The organism is Pseudomonas sp. 05T35, assembly GCF_056396605.1.
Genome location: NZ_JBFTLU010000017.1, coordinates 1 through 19,264 on the forward strand (window position 1 = coordinate 1; position 19,264 = coordinate 19,264).

Genomic DNA, 19,264 nt, shown 5'->3' on the forward strand with positions numbered 1-19,264 from the left:
ATTCTGGTCAACGAAGTCGACTTCCCGCCGGAAGACATCATCTTCGACCCGAACATCTTCGCCGTCGCSACCGGYATCGAAGAGCACAACAACTACGCGGTCGACTTCATCAACGCCTGCGCCTATATCCGTGACGAACTGCCTTACGCGCTGACCTCGGGCGGCGTGTCCAACGTGTCGTTCTCGTTCCGTGGCAACAACCCGGTGCGTGAAGCGATCCACTCGGTGTTCCTGCTGTATGCGATCCGCAACGGCCTGACCATGGGTATCGTCAACGCCGGTCAACTGGAGATCTACGACCAGATCCCGGCCGAACTGCGCGACGCCGTCGAGGACGTGATCCTCAACCGCACCCCGGACGGCACCGACGCGCTGCTGGCGATTGCCGACAAGTACAAGGGCGATGGCAGCGTCAAGGAAGCCGAGACCGAAGAATGGCGCAGTTGGGACGTCAACAAGCGTCTGGAGCACGCGCTGGTCAAAGGCATCACCACGCACATTGTCGAAGACACCGAAGAATCCCGGCAGTCCTTCGCCCGGCCGATCGAGGTCATCGAAGGCCCGCTGATGTCTGGCATGAACATCGTTGGCGACCTGTTCGGCGCCGGCAAGATGTTCCTGCCGCAGGTGGTGAAATCCGCCCGCGTGATGAAGCAGGCGGTGGCGCACCTGATCCCGTTCATCGAACTGGAAAAAGGCGACAAACCGGAAGCCAAGGGCAAGATCCTGATGGCCACGGTCAAGGGCGACGTCCACGACATCGGCAAGAACATCGTCGGCGTGGTGCTCGGCTGTAATGGCTACGACATCGTCGACCTCGGCGTGATGGTCCCGGCCGAGAAAATCCTGCAAGTGGCCAAGGAGCAGAAGTGCGACATCATCGGCCTGTCCGGCTTGATCACGCCTTCGCTGGACGAGATGGTCCATGTGGCTCGCGAGATGCAGCGCCAGGATTTCCATCTGCCGCTGATGATCGGTGGCGCGACCACCTCCAAGGCTCACACGGCGGTGAAGATCGAACCCAAGTACAGCAACGACGCGGTGGTCTACGTCACCGACGCTTCTCGCGCGGTCGGCGTGGCGACGCAGTTGCTGTCCAAGGAACTGAAGGCCGGTTTTGTCGAGAAAACCCGCGAGGAATACATCGAAGTCCGCGAGCGCACGGCTAACCGCAGCGCCCGCACCGAACGCTTGAGCTACCCGGCGGCGATCGCCAAGAAGCCGCAGTTCGACTGGAGTTCTTACGAACCGGTCAAGCCGACGTTCACCGGCGCCAAGGTGCTGGACAACATCGACTTGAAGGTGCTGGCCGAGTACATCGACTGGACACCGTTCTTCATCTCCTGGGACCTGGCCGGTAAATTCCCGCGCATCCTCCAGGACGAAGTAGTCGGCGAAGCCGCCACCGCGCTGTACGCCGACGCTCAGGAAATGCTCGCCAAACTGATCGACGAGAAGCTCATCAGCGCCCGTGCGGTGTTCGGCTTCTGGCCGGCCAATCAGGTGCACGACGATGACCTGGAAGTCTACGGCGATGACGGCAAGCCGTTGGCCCGCTTGCATCACCTGCGCCAGCAGATCATCAAGACCGACGGCAAGCCGAACTTCTCCCTGGCCGACTTCGTCGCGCCGAAAGACAGCGGCATTACCGACTATGTCGGTGGTTTCATCACCACCGCCGGGATCGGCGCCGAAGAAGTCGCCAAGGCCTATCAGGACGCTGGCGACGACTACAACTCGATCATGGTCAAGGCACTGGCCGACCGTCTGGCCGAGGCCTGTGCCGAATGGCTGCACCAGCAGGTTCGTAAAAACTACTGGGGTTATGCCAAGGACGAGGCCCTCGACAACGAGGCGCTGATCAAAGAGCAATACACCGGCATCCGCCCTGCCCCGGGCTATCCGGCCTGCCCGGACCACACCGAGAAAGGCACGCTGTTCTCGTTGCTGGACCCCGAGGCCAGCGAAATGCACGCCGGTCGCAGCGGAGTGTTCCTCACCGAACACTACGCGATGTTCCCGGCCGCCGCCGTCAGCGGCTGGTACTTCGCCCACCCACAGGCGCAATACTTTGCCGTCGGCAAAATCGACAAGGATCAAGTGCAAAGCTACACCGCTCGCAAAGGCCAGGAGCTGAGCGTGAGTGAACGCTGGCTAGCACCGAACCTCGGTTACGACAACTAAGGATCAAAAGATCGCAGCCTACGGCACACAATAAAGCGCAGCGCCCGCCCCCCACCACTCAACAGGCCGAGCGTTAGCTCGCCTGCCGCCGTTGATCTTGATCCACCCGCCCCTTCGGGAGGCCGAGTGGAGGTGTTCATCAGGGGGGGGCGCGCAGCGCCGTTCGACGAAGTCGAACACATCGAGAGGAGGTCGTAGCGAAGCAGACCGTAGGCGATGCCCCCTGATGAATGCCGGAGCGAGGGAACGCCGAGCCTAGGCGAGGTGCCGGACGCTTGGGGCGAAGCCTTTTGCTTACTTTTCGGCGTCTGGAAAAGTGAGTCGCCGTCAGGGCGAAACCCTAAGTGGCCGTTACCGCAGGAATGGATATGTACACCTGCAAGAGGTTGGTCGGCTGTCAGGCCGTCATCGCGAGCAGGCTCACTCCCACAATGGATTGGTGTACATCTGCGAGAGATAGGTCGGCTGTCAGGCCGCCTTCGCGAGCAAGCCCGCTCCCACATTTGGACTGTGTACATCTGTGAGAAATGGGTCGGCTTTCAGGCCGCCAGGATCAACCGCCAAATGCATCCTTGAGGAAACCCGGTGCGATATAGCGCTGGTAATGCGCTTCCGACAGCAGGAAGAATTCCCGATCAATGGCATCACGCAACTCCGGCAAGTTCCAATCGCGGAACTCCGGCAGCAACACCATCCCGTAGGCCTCCAGATTGTTGATCACCCGCGCCCCCCGGGCAATCAACTGGTACGCCCAGCAATATTCCGACTGATGCGGCACAAAACGAATCTTGCGCTGCTCCAGCTGCTCACGCAGACGCCAGGGATCGAAAATCTCGAGTTTCCCGGCCATCACTTGCACCAACAGCTGCTCAAGACGCAGCCAGACCGCGCGCTTTTCTTCCTCGTTGTAACCGTTCCAGTGAATCACCTCATGGTGGAAACGCTTGCAGCCGCGACACACCAGATCACCGTAAACAGTGGAACAGAGGCCGACACAGGGAGTCTTGATGGTTTGATTGGGCATAGGTAGGCAGAACGCGAGAAAGCAAAACAGGTCGGCATGTTAGCCCTTTGTCTAACATTCATCACCCCTCAAAGTTCAGGGCCTAACTTACCTTTAATTTTTTTTTGCCGTAGAATCAGCCAGCCTTTTAAGGCGCCAATGTCCGTTAGAAGCTGTTTTCAAAGCGTCACGAGCACAGTCGTTCCTTCAGAGCGGTGTTGGCGAAGGGTTTTTCCAGCGGGGAAAAACCCAACGCCAACCCTCATCAGCTCCCCGTTCTGCAGGCGTAAAACTTTGAAAGCAGCTTCTGTAAGGAATTGTCGGTAATTCTGGCTAAGCGGCCCACAACGCCACGCAGCGCATGAGTACGGCAATTTCGGGATGAGCGTCCCGGACACCCATTTGGGACCACTGATGAGGGTAATAACTGTGCTTGAAGCCTACCGCAAACATATCGAAGAGCGTGCAGCACTGGGTATCGTTCCCCAGYCGCTTAACGCCGAACAAACTGCAGGCCTGGTTGAGCTGCTGAAGAATCCTCCTGCTGGCGAAGAAGCTTTCCTCGTTGACCTGATCACCAATCGCGTTCCGCCTGGAGTGGACGAAGCAGCCTATGTAAAGGCCGGCTTCCTGTCCGCGTTGGCCAAAGGCGAAGCCACTTCCCCCCTGATCGACAAAAAGCGCGCTGTTGAACTGCTTGGCACCATGCAAGGCGGCTACAACATCGTGACCCTGGTTGACCTGCTCGACTCCGCCGAACTGGCCGCCGTCGCTGCTGCGCAACTCAAGCACACCCTGCTGATGTTCGATGCTTTCCACGACGTCGCGGAAAAAGCCAAGAACGGCAACGTCCACGCTCAGGGCGTACTGCAATCCTGGGCTGACGGCGAGTGGTTCAAGAACCGCCCGGTGCTGGCCGACAAGATCAGCCTGCGCGTGTTCAAGGTCACCGGCGAAACCAACACCGACGACCTGTCCCCTGCTCCTGATGCCTGGTCGCGTCCAGACATCCCGCTGCACGCCCTTGCCATGCTGAAAATGGCCCGTGACGGTATCGTGCCGGACGAGCAAGGCGTCACCGGTCCGATGAAGCAGATCGAAACCATGCGCGGCGAAGGTTTCCCGATCGCCTACGTCGGCGACGTCGTGGGTACCGGTTCTTCGCGTAAATCGGCAACCAACTCGGTGCTGTGGTTCTTCGGCGACGACGTTCCTTACGTGCCGAACAAGCGCGCTGGCGGTTTCTGCTTCGGCAGCAAAATCGCTCCGATCTTCTACAACACCATGGAAGATGCCGGCGCACTGCCAATCGAATTCGACGTCACCAACATGAACATGGGCGACGTGATCGACCTGTACCCTCATGCTGGTAAAGTCTGCAAACACGGCACTGATGAAGTCCTGACCACCTTCGAAATGAAGACCCCGGTCCTGCTCGACGAAGTCCGTGCTGGCGGTCGTATCCCGCTGATCATCGGCCGTGGCCTGACCGAGAAGGCGCGTGCCGAACTGGGCCTGCCACCGTCCGACCTGTTCAAGAAACCGGAAGCTCCGGCTGAAAGCACCAAGGGTTTCACCCTGGCGCAAAAAATGGTCGGCAAGGCGTGCGGCGTAGCCGGCGTTCGTCCAGGTACCTACTGCGAACCGAAAATGACCACCGTCGGTTCCCAGGACACCACTGGCCCGATGACCCGTGACGAACTGAAAGACCTGGCGTGCCTGGGCTTCTCGACCGATCTGGTGATGCAGTCCTTCTGCCACACCGCGGCCTATCCAAAGCCGATCGACGTCACCACTCACCACACCCTGCCAGACTTCATCATGACCCGCGGCGGCGTTTCCCTGCGTCCGGGCGACGGCATCATCCACAGCTGGCTGAACCGCATGCTGCTGCCGGACACCGTCGGCACCGGCGGTGACTCGCACACCCGTTTCCCGATGGGTATCTCGTTCCCGGCCGGTTCCGGTCTGGTCGCGTTCGCCGCAGCCACTGGCGTGATGCCACTGGACATGCCGGAATCGATCCTGGTGCGCTTCAAAGGCAAAATGCAACCGGGCGTCACCCTGCGTGACCTGGTTCACGCCATTCCTTACTACGCGATCCAGGCTGGCCTGCTGACCGTAGAGAAGAAAGGCAAGAAGAACGCCTTCTCCGGCCGCATCCTGGAAATCGAAGGCCTGGACAACCTGAGCATCGAGCAAGCTTTCGAGCTGTCCGACGCCTCGGCTGAACGTTCGGCTGCCGGGTGYACCATCAAGCTGTCGAAAGAGTCGATCACCGAGTACCTGAGCTCCAACATCACCCTGCTGCGCTGGATGATCGGCGAAGGCTACGGCGATGCGCGCACCCTGGAACGTCGTGCTCAAGCGATGGAAGCCTGGATTGCCAACCCTGAGCTGATGGTTGCCGATGCTGACGCCGAATACGCTGAAATCATCGAAATCGACCTGAACGACATCAAGGAGCCTGTGCTCTGCGCGCCGAACGATCCGGACGACGCCCGTCTGCTGTCCAGCGTTGCTGGCGAGAAGATCGACGAAGTGTTCATCGGTTCGTGCATGACCAACATCGGTCACTTCCGCGCTGCCGGTAAACTGCTGGATCAGGTCAAGGGTCAGCTGCCAACCCGTCTGTGGCTGTCGCCGCCGACCAAGATGGACGCTCACCAACTGACCGAAGAAGGCTACTACGGCATCTACGGCAAGGCTGGCGCGCGCATGGAAATGCCGGGCTGCTCGCTGTGCATGGGTAACCAGGCTCGCGTTGAACCGAACTCCACCGTAGTGTCGACCTCGACCCGTAACTTCCCGAACCGTCTGGGCGATGGCGCCAACGTCTACCTGGCTTCGGCCGAGCTGGCGTCGGTTGCTTCGATCCTGGGTCGCCTGCCGACCGTCGAGGAGTACATGGCCTACGCGAAAGAAATCGACACSATGGCCAGCGATGTCTATCGCTACCTGAGTTTCGACCAGATCGCCGAGTTCCGTGAAGCTGCAGCGAACGCCAACATCCCGGTCGTTCAAGCCTAACGCCTGTGGCGAGAGAGCTTGCTCCCTCGCCACAAAAAAACGCCGCGCATCGTAAGGTGCGCGGCGTTTTTTTTATGCCCGAAGGTTTTTGCCCTTAGCCTTTAAGCGCCTCCTGCACCGCCCCGTCGACGCTCAAGTCACAGAGAGTGACCCGCAAACGCTTGACTTCCGGTAGCACCGAGAGTGCCGCTTGCGCCTCGAGCTTAAGACGCGCCAGCACCAGGCGCTTGCCTTCGTTGTGTACCCGCAAGAAAAACTCCTGCAACGCCTCAATGCTGGTGCCGTCCAGGTTCGGTGACTCTTCCAGGCTGAGAATCACCGTATGAATCGGCGTTTCAGAGTGCCGAATCAAGTGCAAGGCACCGCCAAGAATTCGCTCCGCGTTAGCAAAAAACAGCGCTTCGCCCGGTCGGACAATCAGCATCCCTGGCACGGCCTTGGCCAAGGGATGACGTTGCACGTCGACGAAATCGTGCCCGGTGCCGATGTGCCCGAGAACCTGGATATCCGCCGCCGACATCTGCTTGAGCATCAGCAGCACACTGATCGCCACCGCCACCAGCAAACCGTCCAGYACCCCCAACACCAACACGGCCGCCACGGCGCAGATCACCAGCAGGCGATCACGTCGCCAGACAAAATAGCGCCCCAACGGTTGCAGGCTCAAGCCACGGCCCAGCGCGTGCATGACGATCGCGGCCAGTATCGGCTCAGGGGTCAAGGCGATATAAGGCAACACCGTCAGGACAATGATCAGCACCACCAGCGCTGCCACGCCCCCGGAAAATCGCGACGTCGCACCGGCGGCCTCATTCGCGGAAGTTGCGGAATAGCCTGCCCCTGCCGGCATCCCGTGAAACAACCCGGATAGCAGGTTCGACGCCCCCAGCGCCAGCAAATCCCGGTTCGAGGACACCCGATCACCGTGCTTGAGTGCAAACGAGCTGATCGAGCCGTAGGACTCCGCATACAGGATCATCACCATGGCAAAGCCCAGTTCCCCCAGGCGTAACCAGTCGGCAAAGGGCAGCACCGGCAGCTTCGGTACCTCAAGGCCAAGGTCGATAACCCCGATCATCCGGACCCCGTAGGCCGGCAGGTTCAGCCATTGCCCCGCCGCGATGCCGATCACCACCACCAGCAAGCCACCCGGCAAGCGCCGGAGCCGCCCGAATAACCACAACAAGGCCAGCGCCACTGCCGCCACGCCGGCGGCGACCCAGTTCCACTGAGGCAGTTGCTCCAGCAACTCCGGCAAAAAACGAATCGGATTGCCGTTGCTCAGGTGCACGCCGACTACGCTGGCGAGCTGTTTAAGGATGATCRTCAGCGCCAGGCCAAAGGCAAAGCCGCGTAATACCGGCTTGGCGATGAACGACGTCACCTTGCCAAGCTTGAACAATCCAGCCAGTAAAAAGAACGCGCCGGTCACCAGTACCAGACCGATGGCCAGGCTTGCGCGCAATTGCGGGTCGCCATTGGCCAGTGTCGCGGTGGCGGCCGCCAGCACGGCGGCTGACGAAGAGGTTGCGGAAACGATAGCAAACCGGCTGGTGCCAAACAGTCCATAGCAGAGTAACCCGGCGAACAGCGCAATCACCCCGGCCTGCGGCGCCAGGGCGGCAATACTGGAGTAAGCGACAGCCTCTGGCAGCAACAAACCGGCAATCGACAGCCCGGCCAACAGGTCCTGCCAGCGATTCGGACACTCCGGTGTGATTTGGGATGAAGTTATCAGCGGATCAGTCGGCAATCAGGTGTCTCCAGACAATCAATTTCAAGTCGGCCAGATCGACAACGGCACAAAACAGGACATCGATCACACTGCTTTGCAGGCACAAGCGTAGCCTCTAATCCGCAATGGCACGTGAGCTGGATCAGTTTGCCCCCGATAACCCGCACAGAGGGTCGCGTCGAGCTTTTCGACCGAGCAAAAAAAACGGCCGCTGCGCGTATAAAGCGCAGCGGCCGTTGCCTCACTGAATCAGGCGCTCAGCGAATAGATCAACGCCGAAATCGCCACCAGGCCCACCAATGTCACGAAGACGTTGGAGGCTTGGCCGCGATAACGCGCCATGGCCGGCACCTTGCGGATCGCGTACATCGGCATCAGGAACAGAATCGCTGCGATGACCGGGCCACCGAGGGTCTCGATCATCCCCAGGATGCTCGGGTTCAGTGTGGCGACGATCCAGCAGATCACCAGCATGAACGCTGCGGTCATACGGTCCAGGGTCTTCGGTGCCGGACGACGACCGCTCTTGACGATCAGCCCCTTGAGGCCTTCGCTGGCGCCGATGTAGTGGCCCAGGAATGACTTGGAAATCGCCACGAACGCAATCAACGGCGCGGCGAACGCGATCGTCGGGTTGCTGAAATGGTTGGCCAGGTACGACAGGATCGACAGGTTCTGCGCCTTGGCCTCGGCCAGTTGTGCGGGCGACAGGGTCAGCACGCAACTGAAGACGAAGAACAGCACCATCACCACCATCAGGGTGTGAGCGCGGGAGAGGATTTGCGAGCTGCGCTCTTCGGCGTGCACGCCATAACGACGCTTCTGGTCCACCGCAAAGGCCGAGATGATCGGCGAGTGGTTGAACGAGAACACCATCACCGGAATCGCCAGCCACAGCGTGTGCAGCAACGCCGAAGGCGCGGGCAAGGTGCTCGCGGTGGCGAGAATGCCGCCGTTCCAGTGCGGGATCAAAAACACTGCCAGAAACAGCAACGCAACGATGAACGGGTACACCATCAGGCTCATGGCCTTGACGATCATCTGCTCGCCGCAGCGCACCACGGCCAGCAAACCGAGGATCAGCACGAACGACAGAATCGCCCGTGGCGGCGGCATGATGTGCAACTGGTGCTCGAGGAAACTGCCCACGGTGTTGGTCAGCGCAACGCTGTAGATCAGCAGGATCGGGAAGATCGCGAAGAAGTACAGCAAGGTGATCAGGGCGCCGGCCTTGATCCCGAAATGCTCTTCGACGACTTCGGTGATGTCTGCCCCTGCGCGACCGGACAACACGAAGCGGGTCAGGCCACGGTGTGCAAAAAAGGTCATGGGGAACGCCAGCAACGCCAGGATCAACAGCGGCCAGAAACCGCCAAGGCCTGCATTGATCGGCAAAAACAGGGTACCCGCACCAATCGCCGTGCCAAACAGGCCCAGCATCCAGGTAGTGTCATGGCGATTCCAGCTGCTGAGGCTCGCTGGTGCCGCCGCTTCATAGCGTTCATCAACGCTATTGGCCTGATCATTCATCCGGTCAGATCTCCGCATTCCGGTCACTTGCCACTCGGTCAGGACGAGTCAGAAAAGGCTGACAGGCAGCGCCCTGGCCGAAACAGGGGCGCGATTGTCCGGGATTAATCAGCAGAAGCAAAGACTTAGCTGAGGAATGGTTGTGCGGATCAGATACTCGGGAATGGCTTTGCGCGCCACAGCCCACACAATCCGCCGGCTGAACGCGAGCAATCCGAAGAAACTGCTTTATAGGGGGGCGTTTAATAGTGAGCTGAGTGCACTCAATAGACGCCAGGTTCTGACGCGCTGAAAAGATCGTCCGAAGGCTCGGGCCGCATTCGGGCGATCTTTTGATCTCGCTTTCATTACTTTCCTCAGCTCCTACACTGAGTTCTGCGACTTTTGGTGATTGCCAAACCGATCCGGAGTCAGCAACCTGACGCGACATTCGAGCCCCGACATTCCGTGCCTACAGGAGCCCAGCATGCCTGCAACCGTACTGGTACTGGTTGAAACCATTAACGACTACCTGCCGATTCTCGAACATCAAGGCTTCCACCTGATTCTCGCCCCCACCCCCGCCGAGCGTGCCCAGGCCATCGCCAGTCACCGCGGGCAGATCGATGCCGTGCTGACGCGCGGCCCGCTGGGGCTGTATGCCGACGAAATCGCCGCGCTGGCGAACCTGAAAATCATCTGCGTGATCGGTGCCGGATACGAGCAGGTCGATCTGCAAGCCGCCAGCGATCGGGGCATAACCGTCACCAATGGCGCTGGCGTCAACGCCTCGTCGGTGGCCGATCATGCGATGGCCTTGTTGCTGTCGCTGGTGCGTGACATCCCTCGGTGCGACGCGGCGGTGCGCCGCGGTGAATGGCCGAAGATCATGCGCCCGTCACTGGCCGGCAAGCGCCTGGGTGTTCTGGGGCTGGGCGCCGTCGGCATGGCCATCGCCAAACGTGCCGCCAATGGCTTCGACATGACGGTGAGTTACCACAGCCGCCAGTTGCTCAGCGACGTCCCCTACGACTTTTGCTCGACGCCCACCGAACTGGCCCGGGCCTCCGACTTTCTGATCGTTTGCACGCCCGGCGACATCGGCACGCAGCACCTGGTCAACAAGCAGGTGCTGGATGCCTTGGGTCCCCAGGGTTTTATCGTCAACATTGCCCGCGCCAGCGTGGTTGCTACCAGCGACCTGATCAGCGCGCTCGAGCAACGGCGGATCGCCGGTGCCGCGCTCGATGTATTTGATGAAGAGCCTCAGGTGCCGGATGCGCTCAAGGCATTGAGCAATGTGGTCCTCACGCCGCATGTGGCCGGCCTGTCGCCGGAAGCGACCAAGGGAACCGTTGAACTGGTCGGGCAGAACCTGATGGCGTTTTTCTCCGATCGTCCGGTGTTGACGCCCATCAAGTTGCCCAAGCCGCTCTGAGAGGCGCTGCGATGTTTAGAGCACACCCAATAACGTCCAGAGTCGGCGCGACTCCGCGTCAGCCGATATCAACTCGCCCAACAGTTCACTCAGCGGTTTATTGCCCCACTCCACGCCACGCCTGATCAAGTAAGGCACCGGACTGTGGGGCTCGGTTCGCGCCAGGTACTCGGCAATCAGCAACAACTGCCGATAAGCCTCTTCGCGACTCGCCGGTTCACGCAGTGCCTGTTGAGCTGGCGCGGGTTCTGGCTCCGGAGTGTTTTGGGGCGCCCGGACCTGCGGCGGCTCGACCGGGGCCTGGGTGGGTTGACGTGGATGCATGGCGATGAACTCCTGAACGAGCGTCAACAGCGCCTCGATGATGCCCCGCAATGATTTGTAGCCTGGCGCCTGATTGCCCAGGTAGGCATCACTCCAGTCCTCCAGCCGTTGCAGATGCTGCAAGCTCAGCAACAGGCTGCCTTGGCTGCGCAACCAGAAGGACAGCGGTGTCGCGCGAATCTGTTCGGTGAGTTTTTTCTGCTCGTTGCGCGCAGCTTCAGCTGAGGTTTTTGCAGCCTTGGTGTCATTGACCATCACCTGCTGCACTTGCAAGCGCCGCCAGTCATCCAGGCAGAAATCCGCAAATTCGCTGGTGCGCGTGTCGAACAGCGGCACCCGGGTGAGCAGGATTTCGCTGTAGCGTCGCGCCAGCCATTCGAGAGGAATCACCCGCCACGACTGATCGCCCTCCTCGGCCTGAGGGTGAAGTTGCTCGGGGTAGCGCTCGCATAACCCCGCCACCAGCGCCAGGCTGCCCGGCAACCCTTCCAGGCCGTCCAGATGCAACCAGGCCTCGCCGAGCCAGGCACTGAGCATCAAGTCCTTGCTGCGCTCCAGCAGCAAGCGGCTGGCGAGCTTTGCCAGTTCCGGCCATTGGGCACGCTTGATCGACGACTGCCAGACCCCTGTCGGCAAACTGGTATCGTCCTCGCGGCGCAACTCACGCAACTGATCGAACTCAGGCTCATAGCGCAGGTCCTCGCCACAGGGCGCTTCATCGCTGATCGGCTCGAGCAGCTGTGCGATCAATTCCGGCAGCGGCGATGACAATGATAGTGACGGCAGACTCACAAGCCCTCCTCGTTCGTCACGATGGCCGCCGTCGAACCCGTCGAGACAAAGGGTGAACGCGGCGCACGGGTCGGCAATGGTTGAATGGACAACGGCAGTTTTGATCCCTGAGTCATCCATGACAGGCGCATGAACATCTGTGTCGGCTCCTCAATGCTGGTGCTCGCGGCGACCGGCAAGCGCAAGGTCAGTGGAAACTCCGTGTAGTCCATGCTCGGCTGGCGCTGATTCGACTGGTGCGAACGCATCAGCCGCAGCAGCGACCAAGGGCCACCGTACTCCCAGCCAGCCTCCAGATCCCGGATCACCAGGTTCGGTTGCAACGGGTCGCTGACCGGCCGCTGGGGACCATTCCTGGCCCAGCGCAACGTCAACCTGACGGGTTGGCCGACCATCCAGCGCAGGTTCTGCTGGGCCTCGCCGGGGTAGCTGATCTGTTGATTGCCGGCATTCAAGCCCCAGGCAATGACCTGATCGGCGCCGTGCTCTTCCTCGCGATCAGTGCGCCAGCGCACGTCCATCTCCACCCCGAGAATGCCGCTTTTATCTCGCACAAACAGCGGCCCGAGCCAGGTGCTGGCCTGCTTCAAGCGGTTGAGAAAGTCCTCGGCGGCCAACCGTTCCGGTGTCCGGCTGAGCTGCAAACCGGCTTGCGCCACGGGCAGGCGCTTGTCGATCAACTCCAGCAAATGCTGGACCCGCGCCGGGTCGGCATCGGTCACCTGCGTGCCATTGGAGAATGGAAAACGCTCGGCCAGGTACTGATTGAAATAGTTGGCCAGGTCGTTCCATGCCGCCGAAGCCTGTTGCTGTTGCAGCGACTGGCAGCGCTGCATGGCGGTTTGCTGCAGTTCCTGAGCCCTCAGGGCAAGCGTCCCACGGCCACCGGAAAGGTTGGCGGTTTGCAGGATTTGTGCGCAGGACCCGGCATCCATGTCGATAAAGTCCCGGCTCACCAACTGTTCGATCTGTGCCGCAGAACTGGCAGGATTCTGCTCCTTGTACTTGAGCAGTTCATCATTCAAGGCACTGAACTGCACAACCCGCTCGTAATCCAGTCCCGACAGATTCTGCTGCTGGACCTTCAGCCACTCCAGCGCCGACGTACGTTGTTCGGCAATACCCAACATGGTGTTGAACTGCTGTTTGAGGCTCAGCTTCAGGTCCTGCACATCACTGGCACCGTACAGCTGCAAGCCGAGGTTTTTCGAACCATCCCAGCGCGCAATACTGGTCCTTTCGCTGAACAGCGGCTGGGCGATTATTTCGTTCAGGCCATTGGCGACCTCGGCCAACGCGCGGCGGTTGAGTGCGTTCTGCAAACGGGTGGCCAGGTCACTGCGGCGCAACTCGACAAAGGCTTTTTGCAACGCCACCGCCTGCGAGGCCTGCACATTGAACCCTGTGCCTTGCTGCACCTGGCCGCCCTGCTCCTCCAGGCTGAACCACATCGCCTTGGCCGCCGCCCCTTCCGCCGCCTGAAGCAGCGCGCCCCGATAGGCTGGCGGGATACGTGGCAACTCTTCGCTGACGTAACTTTTGTAACTGGCGAAGTAATTCAATGCGCTGTTGAGACCATCGCTGTCGGCGCTCTGCCCCTGTGAAGCACTGAGGCTGGAATCGTCCTGACGCAGTGCGATGGCCACGAAATCGCGTTTGAACAAGGCCTGCACGGCGTTGTCCAGCTGGCTGACATGCTCTTGCAACGCCAGTTGTCCGCTGCCTTGCTGAACCAGCAAATTGCCACGCGAGCCGGCCTGGGCAATCCATTGATCACGAAAGCTCTGCTGCAACTTCGACGCCTGCATGTCCAGTTGTTGCTCCAGTTGCGGCCCGAGCAAGGCGCTTTGGCGGACTTTATCCATCAGCTCGCGGTAGCCCGGCACCAGGTCCTGGCCCTTGCCTCGTCCCCACGCCGAGTTGGTCAAGCCAATCAACGCTTGCAGGTCGTCAATCAGCGCCCTCAAGTCCTCGAGCTCGCTGAGTGAATTGCCACTGCCGGACTCCAGCCGCTCCAGGTGCAGCTTGAGATAGCCGGCCTGACGCACGAAGTTGTCAGCCAGGAAGTACTGGYCCAGCCAGCGCTCCATCAGGCCTTCAAAATTCGTCGAGATGGTCGAGCGTTCCGTGCTCAGGTCCAGCGCTTTCAACCCGCTGGTGTCGGAATTGAGCAGTACCCGGTTATAGAAGGCCGAGCGACGCAACGTGCCGACATTGAGGTTCAGCGACAAGGCGTTATTGCTCAACAGCACCAGGTCATCGAGCGGGCTCCGGGGATTGTTCAACGCCTGATTGAACCACTGGTTCTGTTGTTCGAGACGCACCGCGCGCTCGACCAGTTCCTTGGCCTTGACGTAGTTCTGCCATTGCGCCGGGTCTTCGCTTTCCACGTTCACTCGACGCTCGGTATTGCGGATCGCCTTGAGCTGCGCCAGGTCCGACACCAGCAACTCTTGCAGCGGCACCAGTAACTGCCGCTGGGCAGTGAGCCGCAACTCGTCTTCCAGCTGCGCATCCAGCGAGGAAAACCAGGAGGTGGGAAAGACCACCGAACTGAACGTCCAGCGCGGGGCTCGTTCCAGTACCCGCCAGAAACTTTCGACGTTACGTCGCGTCGGTTCCAGTCGATGGCTTTCGTCCGTGACCGCGACATAATTTTTCTGCGCACCTTGCAGCAAGCGTGACAACTCATGGGCATCCTTGACCGAGTCGTGCCAGACCCAAACCATACCGATCGCCCAGACCAGGCCGACCACCAGCGCCACCACGCCGGTCACCCGTTGCCAGCGTTGGCGCAGGCGCAAAATCCGCGGTACGACCTGAGCCACGCCACGTTCGGCGACAATCCGGCGCTGCCACAACTGCCGGGCAAACGCGCTCTGCTGCAACACCGTGTCATAGGCCGAGAAGCTCTCCCGAGTACTCTCCGGCGCTTGATTGGCGGTGAAGTAAATCCCGCGAAAACGTGGTGCCTCGCCTTGTGCGTTGCCCTGGAAAACCGGTTCAAGCAGGGTTTGCAGTGTGCGCCGCAGCGCTTCGAAACGGTCCGGCAAGGCAAACAACTCGCTGCTCAAATGCCCGGACAAGGCGCCGATTTCGATAATCGATTCCGACAATGCCCGACTCACCTGATCCAGCGCCTGATCACTCCATTGCGATTGCCAGACCGCCTCTGGCGAATACGGCGACGACCAGCCCAACGCACGTTCCTGCGCCTCGACCGGCAATGCAGCAATCAATGCCTGAAAGCCCGGCACTTCCTCCATGCCCGTGATGACCACATACACCGGCAGGCTCAGACCGAACCGCTGCAGCAGATCGATGAAGCGCCGCCGTGCCGCCAGACCGAGGCTGGCGGCCTGCTCCGGATCGCCCAGTTGACTGGCCGGCACGGTCCAGATCACCGCATCCAGCGGTCGCTTGCTGCGCAGGCGCACGATCAACCCCAACAGACGCCACCAGCCGCCTCGTTGCGGGTTCAAGCCTTCATCAGGCAAAAACAACGCCTGTGGCACCACCAGCACTGCGCCTTCGGGGTCCGACCACCAGCGCCCGAACCAGGCCGGTTTGTCGGTGGGTTGCAAGCGCCATTGGGCGCACAATTGAGTGCCCTGGGTTTCGTTGCCGAGCATCAGCAGCCACGGAATCTGATAGCGATCCTGCGTGCCCTGCTCCTGCTCCATGTGCCGGACCGACAGATAGAAACTGCGAATCGCGGCGCCGCTCTGGGTGCGCAGCCACCACACCGCCACCAGCAACACCGCCAGCAACAACAGCACCGCCACGATGGTTGCGACAATCCCCAGGGTACTCATGAGTCTTGCTCCGAGGTCGCCGCTGTTTCGGAAAGGTGCATGACCGGCTCAAGCTCCTGACGGATGTCGCGCCAGAACATCTGCCCCACCCCGGTCATCAACAGCACGACGCCGAGGATCGCCAGCGCCAGACGAAAGCCGTCGGGTAGCGACAGACGCAGGGGCAACTGCACGGGAATTACCGCCGAAGGCTGCTCCAGCCGGGCGCTGACATCGGCGTAATCAGGTTCGTGTTGCCAGGCAAACGCGAACAACGCCAACCGCCACTTCTCATGTTGGAGCTGGTTCTGCTCGCCTCGCAGACGGCCTTCAAAACCCAGCACCAGGCATTGCAGATAGACATTGGCCAGATCCCGGGTGGCCGGCACCTGGTCGTCGAGCAAGGTCTTGATCGCCAGTGGCAGCCGTTCGCCCGCCTGACGGCTGGCGTACATCCGCGACTCCAGCGGTTTGTCCTGCCAGCCAAGCTGACCCGGCCAGGCGGTAAACAACAGGGTCTCGTCGATCAGCGCGACAAACGCATACACCACGGCGGTCACCTGTTCGGTGGCGGCATCACCGACTTTGGCGAATGCCGTTCGCCACAAGCGCTGGGTAATCTGCGTGGAAAACTCGACGACGGCCTCGACCAACACCGCATCGTCACTGTCTTTGAATTGTTCGTTCCAGGCCTGCGACCACTCTTGCCAGGCCTGGCGAAAAGCGCTGCTCAGCGGCGCTTCGTGGAGGCCTCGCGCACCGCCGCCGACGTTCCCTTCTGGCATTGGATTCCCCTTCCCTGATCAAGCGTTTTCATTGGCCTGAGCGACAAACAGCACCACTTGCCACGGGCTACTCGCCAATTGCGAGGCTGGCGCGACAATCTGCAACGGCAGTTGCCCGTCGAACCATTGCCCCTGGGCGGTGACCACAAACAACCGGGTATCTTCGCCCACGCTGTAGGCCACCTGCTCGTTGCGACTCATGGCCTCATGCGCCAGGCCGCGCATGCGTTGTCGACCGAGCAAGGCAATGTGCGGCGCAGAGGCGATGATCGCGCGGCTCAACCACTCGCTCGCAGATTGCTCGCTTGCGCCGTTGGGCATGCGCAAGCCAATCACCAGCCGCTGGCTTGGCTGATCGTCGGGCAACTGGATCGAGAAGGTATGTTCATGGCGTTCGAACGGCAGGCTGCGATAGCCGGCGCGAATCAATTCGAGGGTCTTGTCCAGCCAGTCGAGTACGCTCTCGTAGCCGCGCTGCAACTCGAGAAAATCCAGCGCGGCGAAGGCCGGCACCCCTGCCAGCGGATCAAGCGCCGACCAGGCACCGGCCAGCCCCAGCAGCAGACCATACAACGCCTGAGGCGTCGCCAGCCGACTGCTCAACAAACCCTCGACTTCCGGCAGACGCGCCCAGAGTGCGGTCAATTGGCGACGAATTTCCGCAGCGTCATCCTGATTGCCAGCTTGCTGCGCCTGGCGCAAGCGACCGGCCAGAAACATGCATTTCTCTCGTGCCCGGGCGCACACACCGGCGACCCGACGACCCAACACCGACTCGGGCAACAGACACGGCGTCGGCGCGGTGTAGGGCAACTGCAAAAAGCCGCCGCCTTCCTTGCGAATACGCACCAGCGGTACACAGATCGAATCGGCCTTGTTCAGTTGCGTGCATAAACGCGGATTGGGCCGCCACACCGTAATCGATTCGGGGTATTGACCGCTGGTGAGGTCTGGCAAGGCATCGCCGATTACCGATTGCAAGCGTCCGGTGAGCGGCAGTAATTGCCCGGCACGCCACAACGGGCTGACTGCCAGGTACACGGTCACAGTGGCATTGTCCGTTGCATTGACCGCTTCGCTGACATCAAGCTCCAGCATCGGCCCGACACCGGCCTGCACATTGATCGGCAAACCATCCGGCAACGTCGCCTGCAAGGCGAGCAAGCGAACGTGCCCGGCACTGAGTGCCGAGGGGTCGATGTCGAGATGGGTGACACCCCAGAACCAGGGGTTGCAGGCCTTGGCAAAATGCGCGACCAACGCTTCGGCGCGCAGCCCTTGCAACTGAAAATGCTGGGGCAGCAATTGCATGCCCTCGTGCCAGCAAACCGCATCAGGTAGCAAACTCATACGATTCCCTTCGATGTCGAATGGTGCCGCGCGTGCCAGCGGCCTGGCGATCAGTGCAAATCAGTGCGCAGCGTCGCTGACCAGTGTCATCTCGCGACTGTCGAACTTCAGCCAGGCCTTGCTCTGATCGTCCAGTCGAAGTCGGTGCGCTCCGGGTGTGTTATAGCTCGCGAAGATCAAAAGTCCAGCGGCCCGCTTGCCGCCCAGAGGGAAGGGTTGTTGATCGATAAACTGCCCCGGAACCAGCTCCAGTCCCCAGACGGTCATCAGTTGCCGGTAGTCGCGTTGAAACTGCTCGCGCTCGCTGAACCATTGCCGAGCAGTCAGTGCCGACAGCTGTTTGAGCAGGTCCGGATCATTCACCGCGACGAAATCCACGGCAATCGGCGTGTCGTCATTGGCATGGGCGGCGACGTCCAGCGTCAGGCTATCGAGATCGACTCGCGGCCCGAACAACGAACAGCCCGCGAGTAACAGGAACGAGAGAGAAATAAAAAAACCGGCGCGCACAATGAATTTTCCTTTTCTCATGACGGTCAAAAATTGTTTTTGTTTGCTTTTTTATAGACCTGTTCTAGCGTCTTGGATAGTTCGGTCAGCACGACGAATGTGGAAGGTTCGTCAAGGGAATGACAGGTCCCACTGCCTCCCTTTCTAACCTACGGTTCAGCAAGGGAATGCGATGAGCGGGTCTCCCGAAGCATTGCTCCCCCTCAATGCAACGGAGTCCGCCACCATGGCAGAAAGTACTCAGCACAAGCTCGACAGGGTCCGCCCGCCCCGTGTGCAAATCACCTATGACGTCGAAATAGGTAACGCCATCGAGAAGAAAGAATTGCCTCTGGTGGTCGGCATTCTTGCCGACCTTTCTGGCAAACCGCTGGACCCCCTCCCAAAACTGAATGAACGGCGCTTCACCGAGATCGATCGCGACAACTTCAACGAAGTGCTCGCCTCGATCGCCCCGCGCGCCACCTTGCAGGTCAACAACACCCTCACCGGCGATGACAGCAAGCTCAACATCGAGCTCAAGTTCGGTCATATCGATGACTTCGACCCGGTCAAGGTGGTCGAGCAAGTGACACCGTTGCGGCGCCTGTTCGAAGCGCGTCAGCGTCTGCGCGACCTGCTGACCAAGCTCGATGGCAACGATGACCTGGACAAGCTGCTGCGCGATGTCATCGCCAACACCGAAGGCCTGCAAGAGATCAAGTCGGCCCGGCCTGAAGCGCAGCCTGAAGCGCAGCCTGAAGCGCAGCCTTCCGCACCTGCCGGCGATGCCGACGCGGCGCCAGAAGCTCAAGCCTGATCGTCCATTCA

At 60.6% G+C, this 19,264-nt stretch carries 12 protein-coding genes; 4 read left to right on the forward strand and 8 right to left on the reverse strand.

Going from position 1 to position 19,264, the window contains the following annotated elements; all coding sequences use genetic code 11:
- Positions 1-2,184, forward strand: a 2,184-nt coding sequence (locus tag AC1DH9_RS02205) for a vitamin B12 dependent-methionine synthase activation domain-containing protein (protein WP_477807733.1), incomplete at its 5' end; no start/stop codon positions are given.
- 553 nt (positions 2,185-2,737) lie between these two features.
- Here the strand turns inward: AC1DH9_RS02205 and AC1DH9_RS02210 are convergent.
- Positions 2,738-3,208 carry a DUF1289 domain-containing protein gene (locus AC1DH9_RS02210; RefSeq protein ID WP_427536597.1) on the reverse strand — a complete coding sequence of 157 codons (471 nt, stop codon included), beginning with the start codon at positions 3,206-3,208 and terminating at the stop codon, positions 2,738-2,740.
- Positions 3,209-3,616: 408 nt separating this feature from the next.
- Here AC1DH9_RS02210 and acnB point away from each other — a divergent pair, with 408 nt between their 5' ends.
- Positions 3,617-6,217: a bifunctional aconitate hydratase 2/2-methylisocitrate dehydratase gene (gene acnB, locus AC1DH9_RS02215; protein WP_477807743.1), complete on the forward strand. Its 2,601-nt coding sequence runs from the start codon at positions 3,617-3,619 to the stop codon at positions 6,215-6,217.
- Positions 6,218-6,311: 94 nt separating this feature from the next.
- Here the strand turns inward: acnB and AC1DH9_RS02220 are convergent, their stop codons facing one another.
- Both AC1DH9_RS02220 and AC1DH9_RS02225 read right to left on the reverse strand, forming a co-directional pair.
- Positions 6,312-7,970, reverse strand: a complete 1,659-nt coding sequence (locus tag AC1DH9_RS02220) for a SulP family inorganic anion transporter (RefSeq protein WP_477807734.1) — start codon at positions 7,968-7,970, stop codon at positions 6,312-6,314.
- A gap of 231 nt (positions 7,971-8,201) precedes the next feature.
- Positions 8,202-9,482 (reverse strand): serine/threonine transporter, encoded by a 1,281-nt coding sequence (locus AC1DH9_RS02225; RefSeq protein ID WP_427536593.1) that lies wholly within the window; start codon positions 9,480-9,482, stop codon positions 8,202-8,204.
- Positions 9,483-9,948: 466 nt separating this feature from the next.
- Here AC1DH9_RS02225 and AC1DH9_RS02230 point away from each other — a divergent pair, with 466 nt between their 5' ends.
- Complete coding sequence (locus AC1DH9_RS02230; RefSeq protein ID WP_442114514.1) at positions 9,949-10,899, forward strand: 2-hydroxyacid dehydrogenase; 951 nt, start codon at positions 9,949-9,951, stop codon at positions 10,897-10,899.
- Positions 10,900-10,914: 15 nt separating this feature from the next.
- On the opposite strand, the gene tssA is transcribed toward AC1DH9_RS02230, so the two are convergent.
- Genes tssA through AC1DH9_RS02255 form a run of 5 tightly spaced genes read right to left on the reverse strand, consistent with a single transcriptional unit; the run spans position 10,915 to position 18,475 of the window.
- Positions 10,915-12,015: a type VI secretion system protein TssA gene (tssA, locus tag AC1DH9_RS02235; protein ID WP_427536589.1), complete on the reverse strand. Its 1,101-nt coding sequence runs from the start codon at positions 12,013-12,015 to the stop codon at positions 10,915-10,917.
- Entirely contained in the window at positions 12,012-15,830 is a 3,819-nt protein-coding gene (locus AC1DH9_RS02240) for a type VI secretion system protein (RefSeq protein WP_477807735.1), read from the reverse strand. Before AC1DH9_RS02240 ends, tssA begins: the two co-directional genes overlap by 4 nt.
- A complete protein-coding gene (locus AC1DH9_RS02245; protein WP_427536585.1) occupies positions 15,827-16,594 on the reverse strand; it encodes a DotU family type IV/VI secretion system protein in 768 nt (255 codons plus the stop codon). Before AC1DH9_RS02245 ends, AC1DH9_RS02240 begins: the two co-directional genes overlap by 4 nt.
- An 18-nt stretch (positions 16,595-16,612) precedes the next feature.
- On the reverse strand, positions 16,613-17,944 hold the full coding sequence (gene tssK / locus AC1DH9_RS02250) for a type VI secretion system baseplate subunit TssK (RefSeq protein ID WP_427536583.1): 1,332 nt from the start codon (positions 17,942-17,944) through the stop codon (positions 16,613-16,615).
- A gap of 60 nt (positions 17,945-18,004) precedes the next feature.
- On the reverse strand, positions 18,005-18,475 hold the full coding sequence (locus AC1DH9_RS02255) for a type VI secretion protein (protein WP_427536581.1): 471 nt from the start codon (positions 18,473-18,475) through the stop codon (positions 18,005-18,007).
- 205 nt (positions 18,476-18,680) lie between these two features.
- Between AC1DH9_RS02255 and tssB the strand changes: the two genes are divergently transcribed.
- A complete protein-coding gene (tssB, locus tag AC1DH9_RS02260; protein ID WP_427536579.1) occupies positions 18,681-19,253 on the forward strand; it encodes a type VI secretion system contractile sheath small subunit in 573 nt (190 codons plus the stop codon).
- The last annotated feature ends 11 nt before the right edge of the window (positions 19,254-19,264 follow it).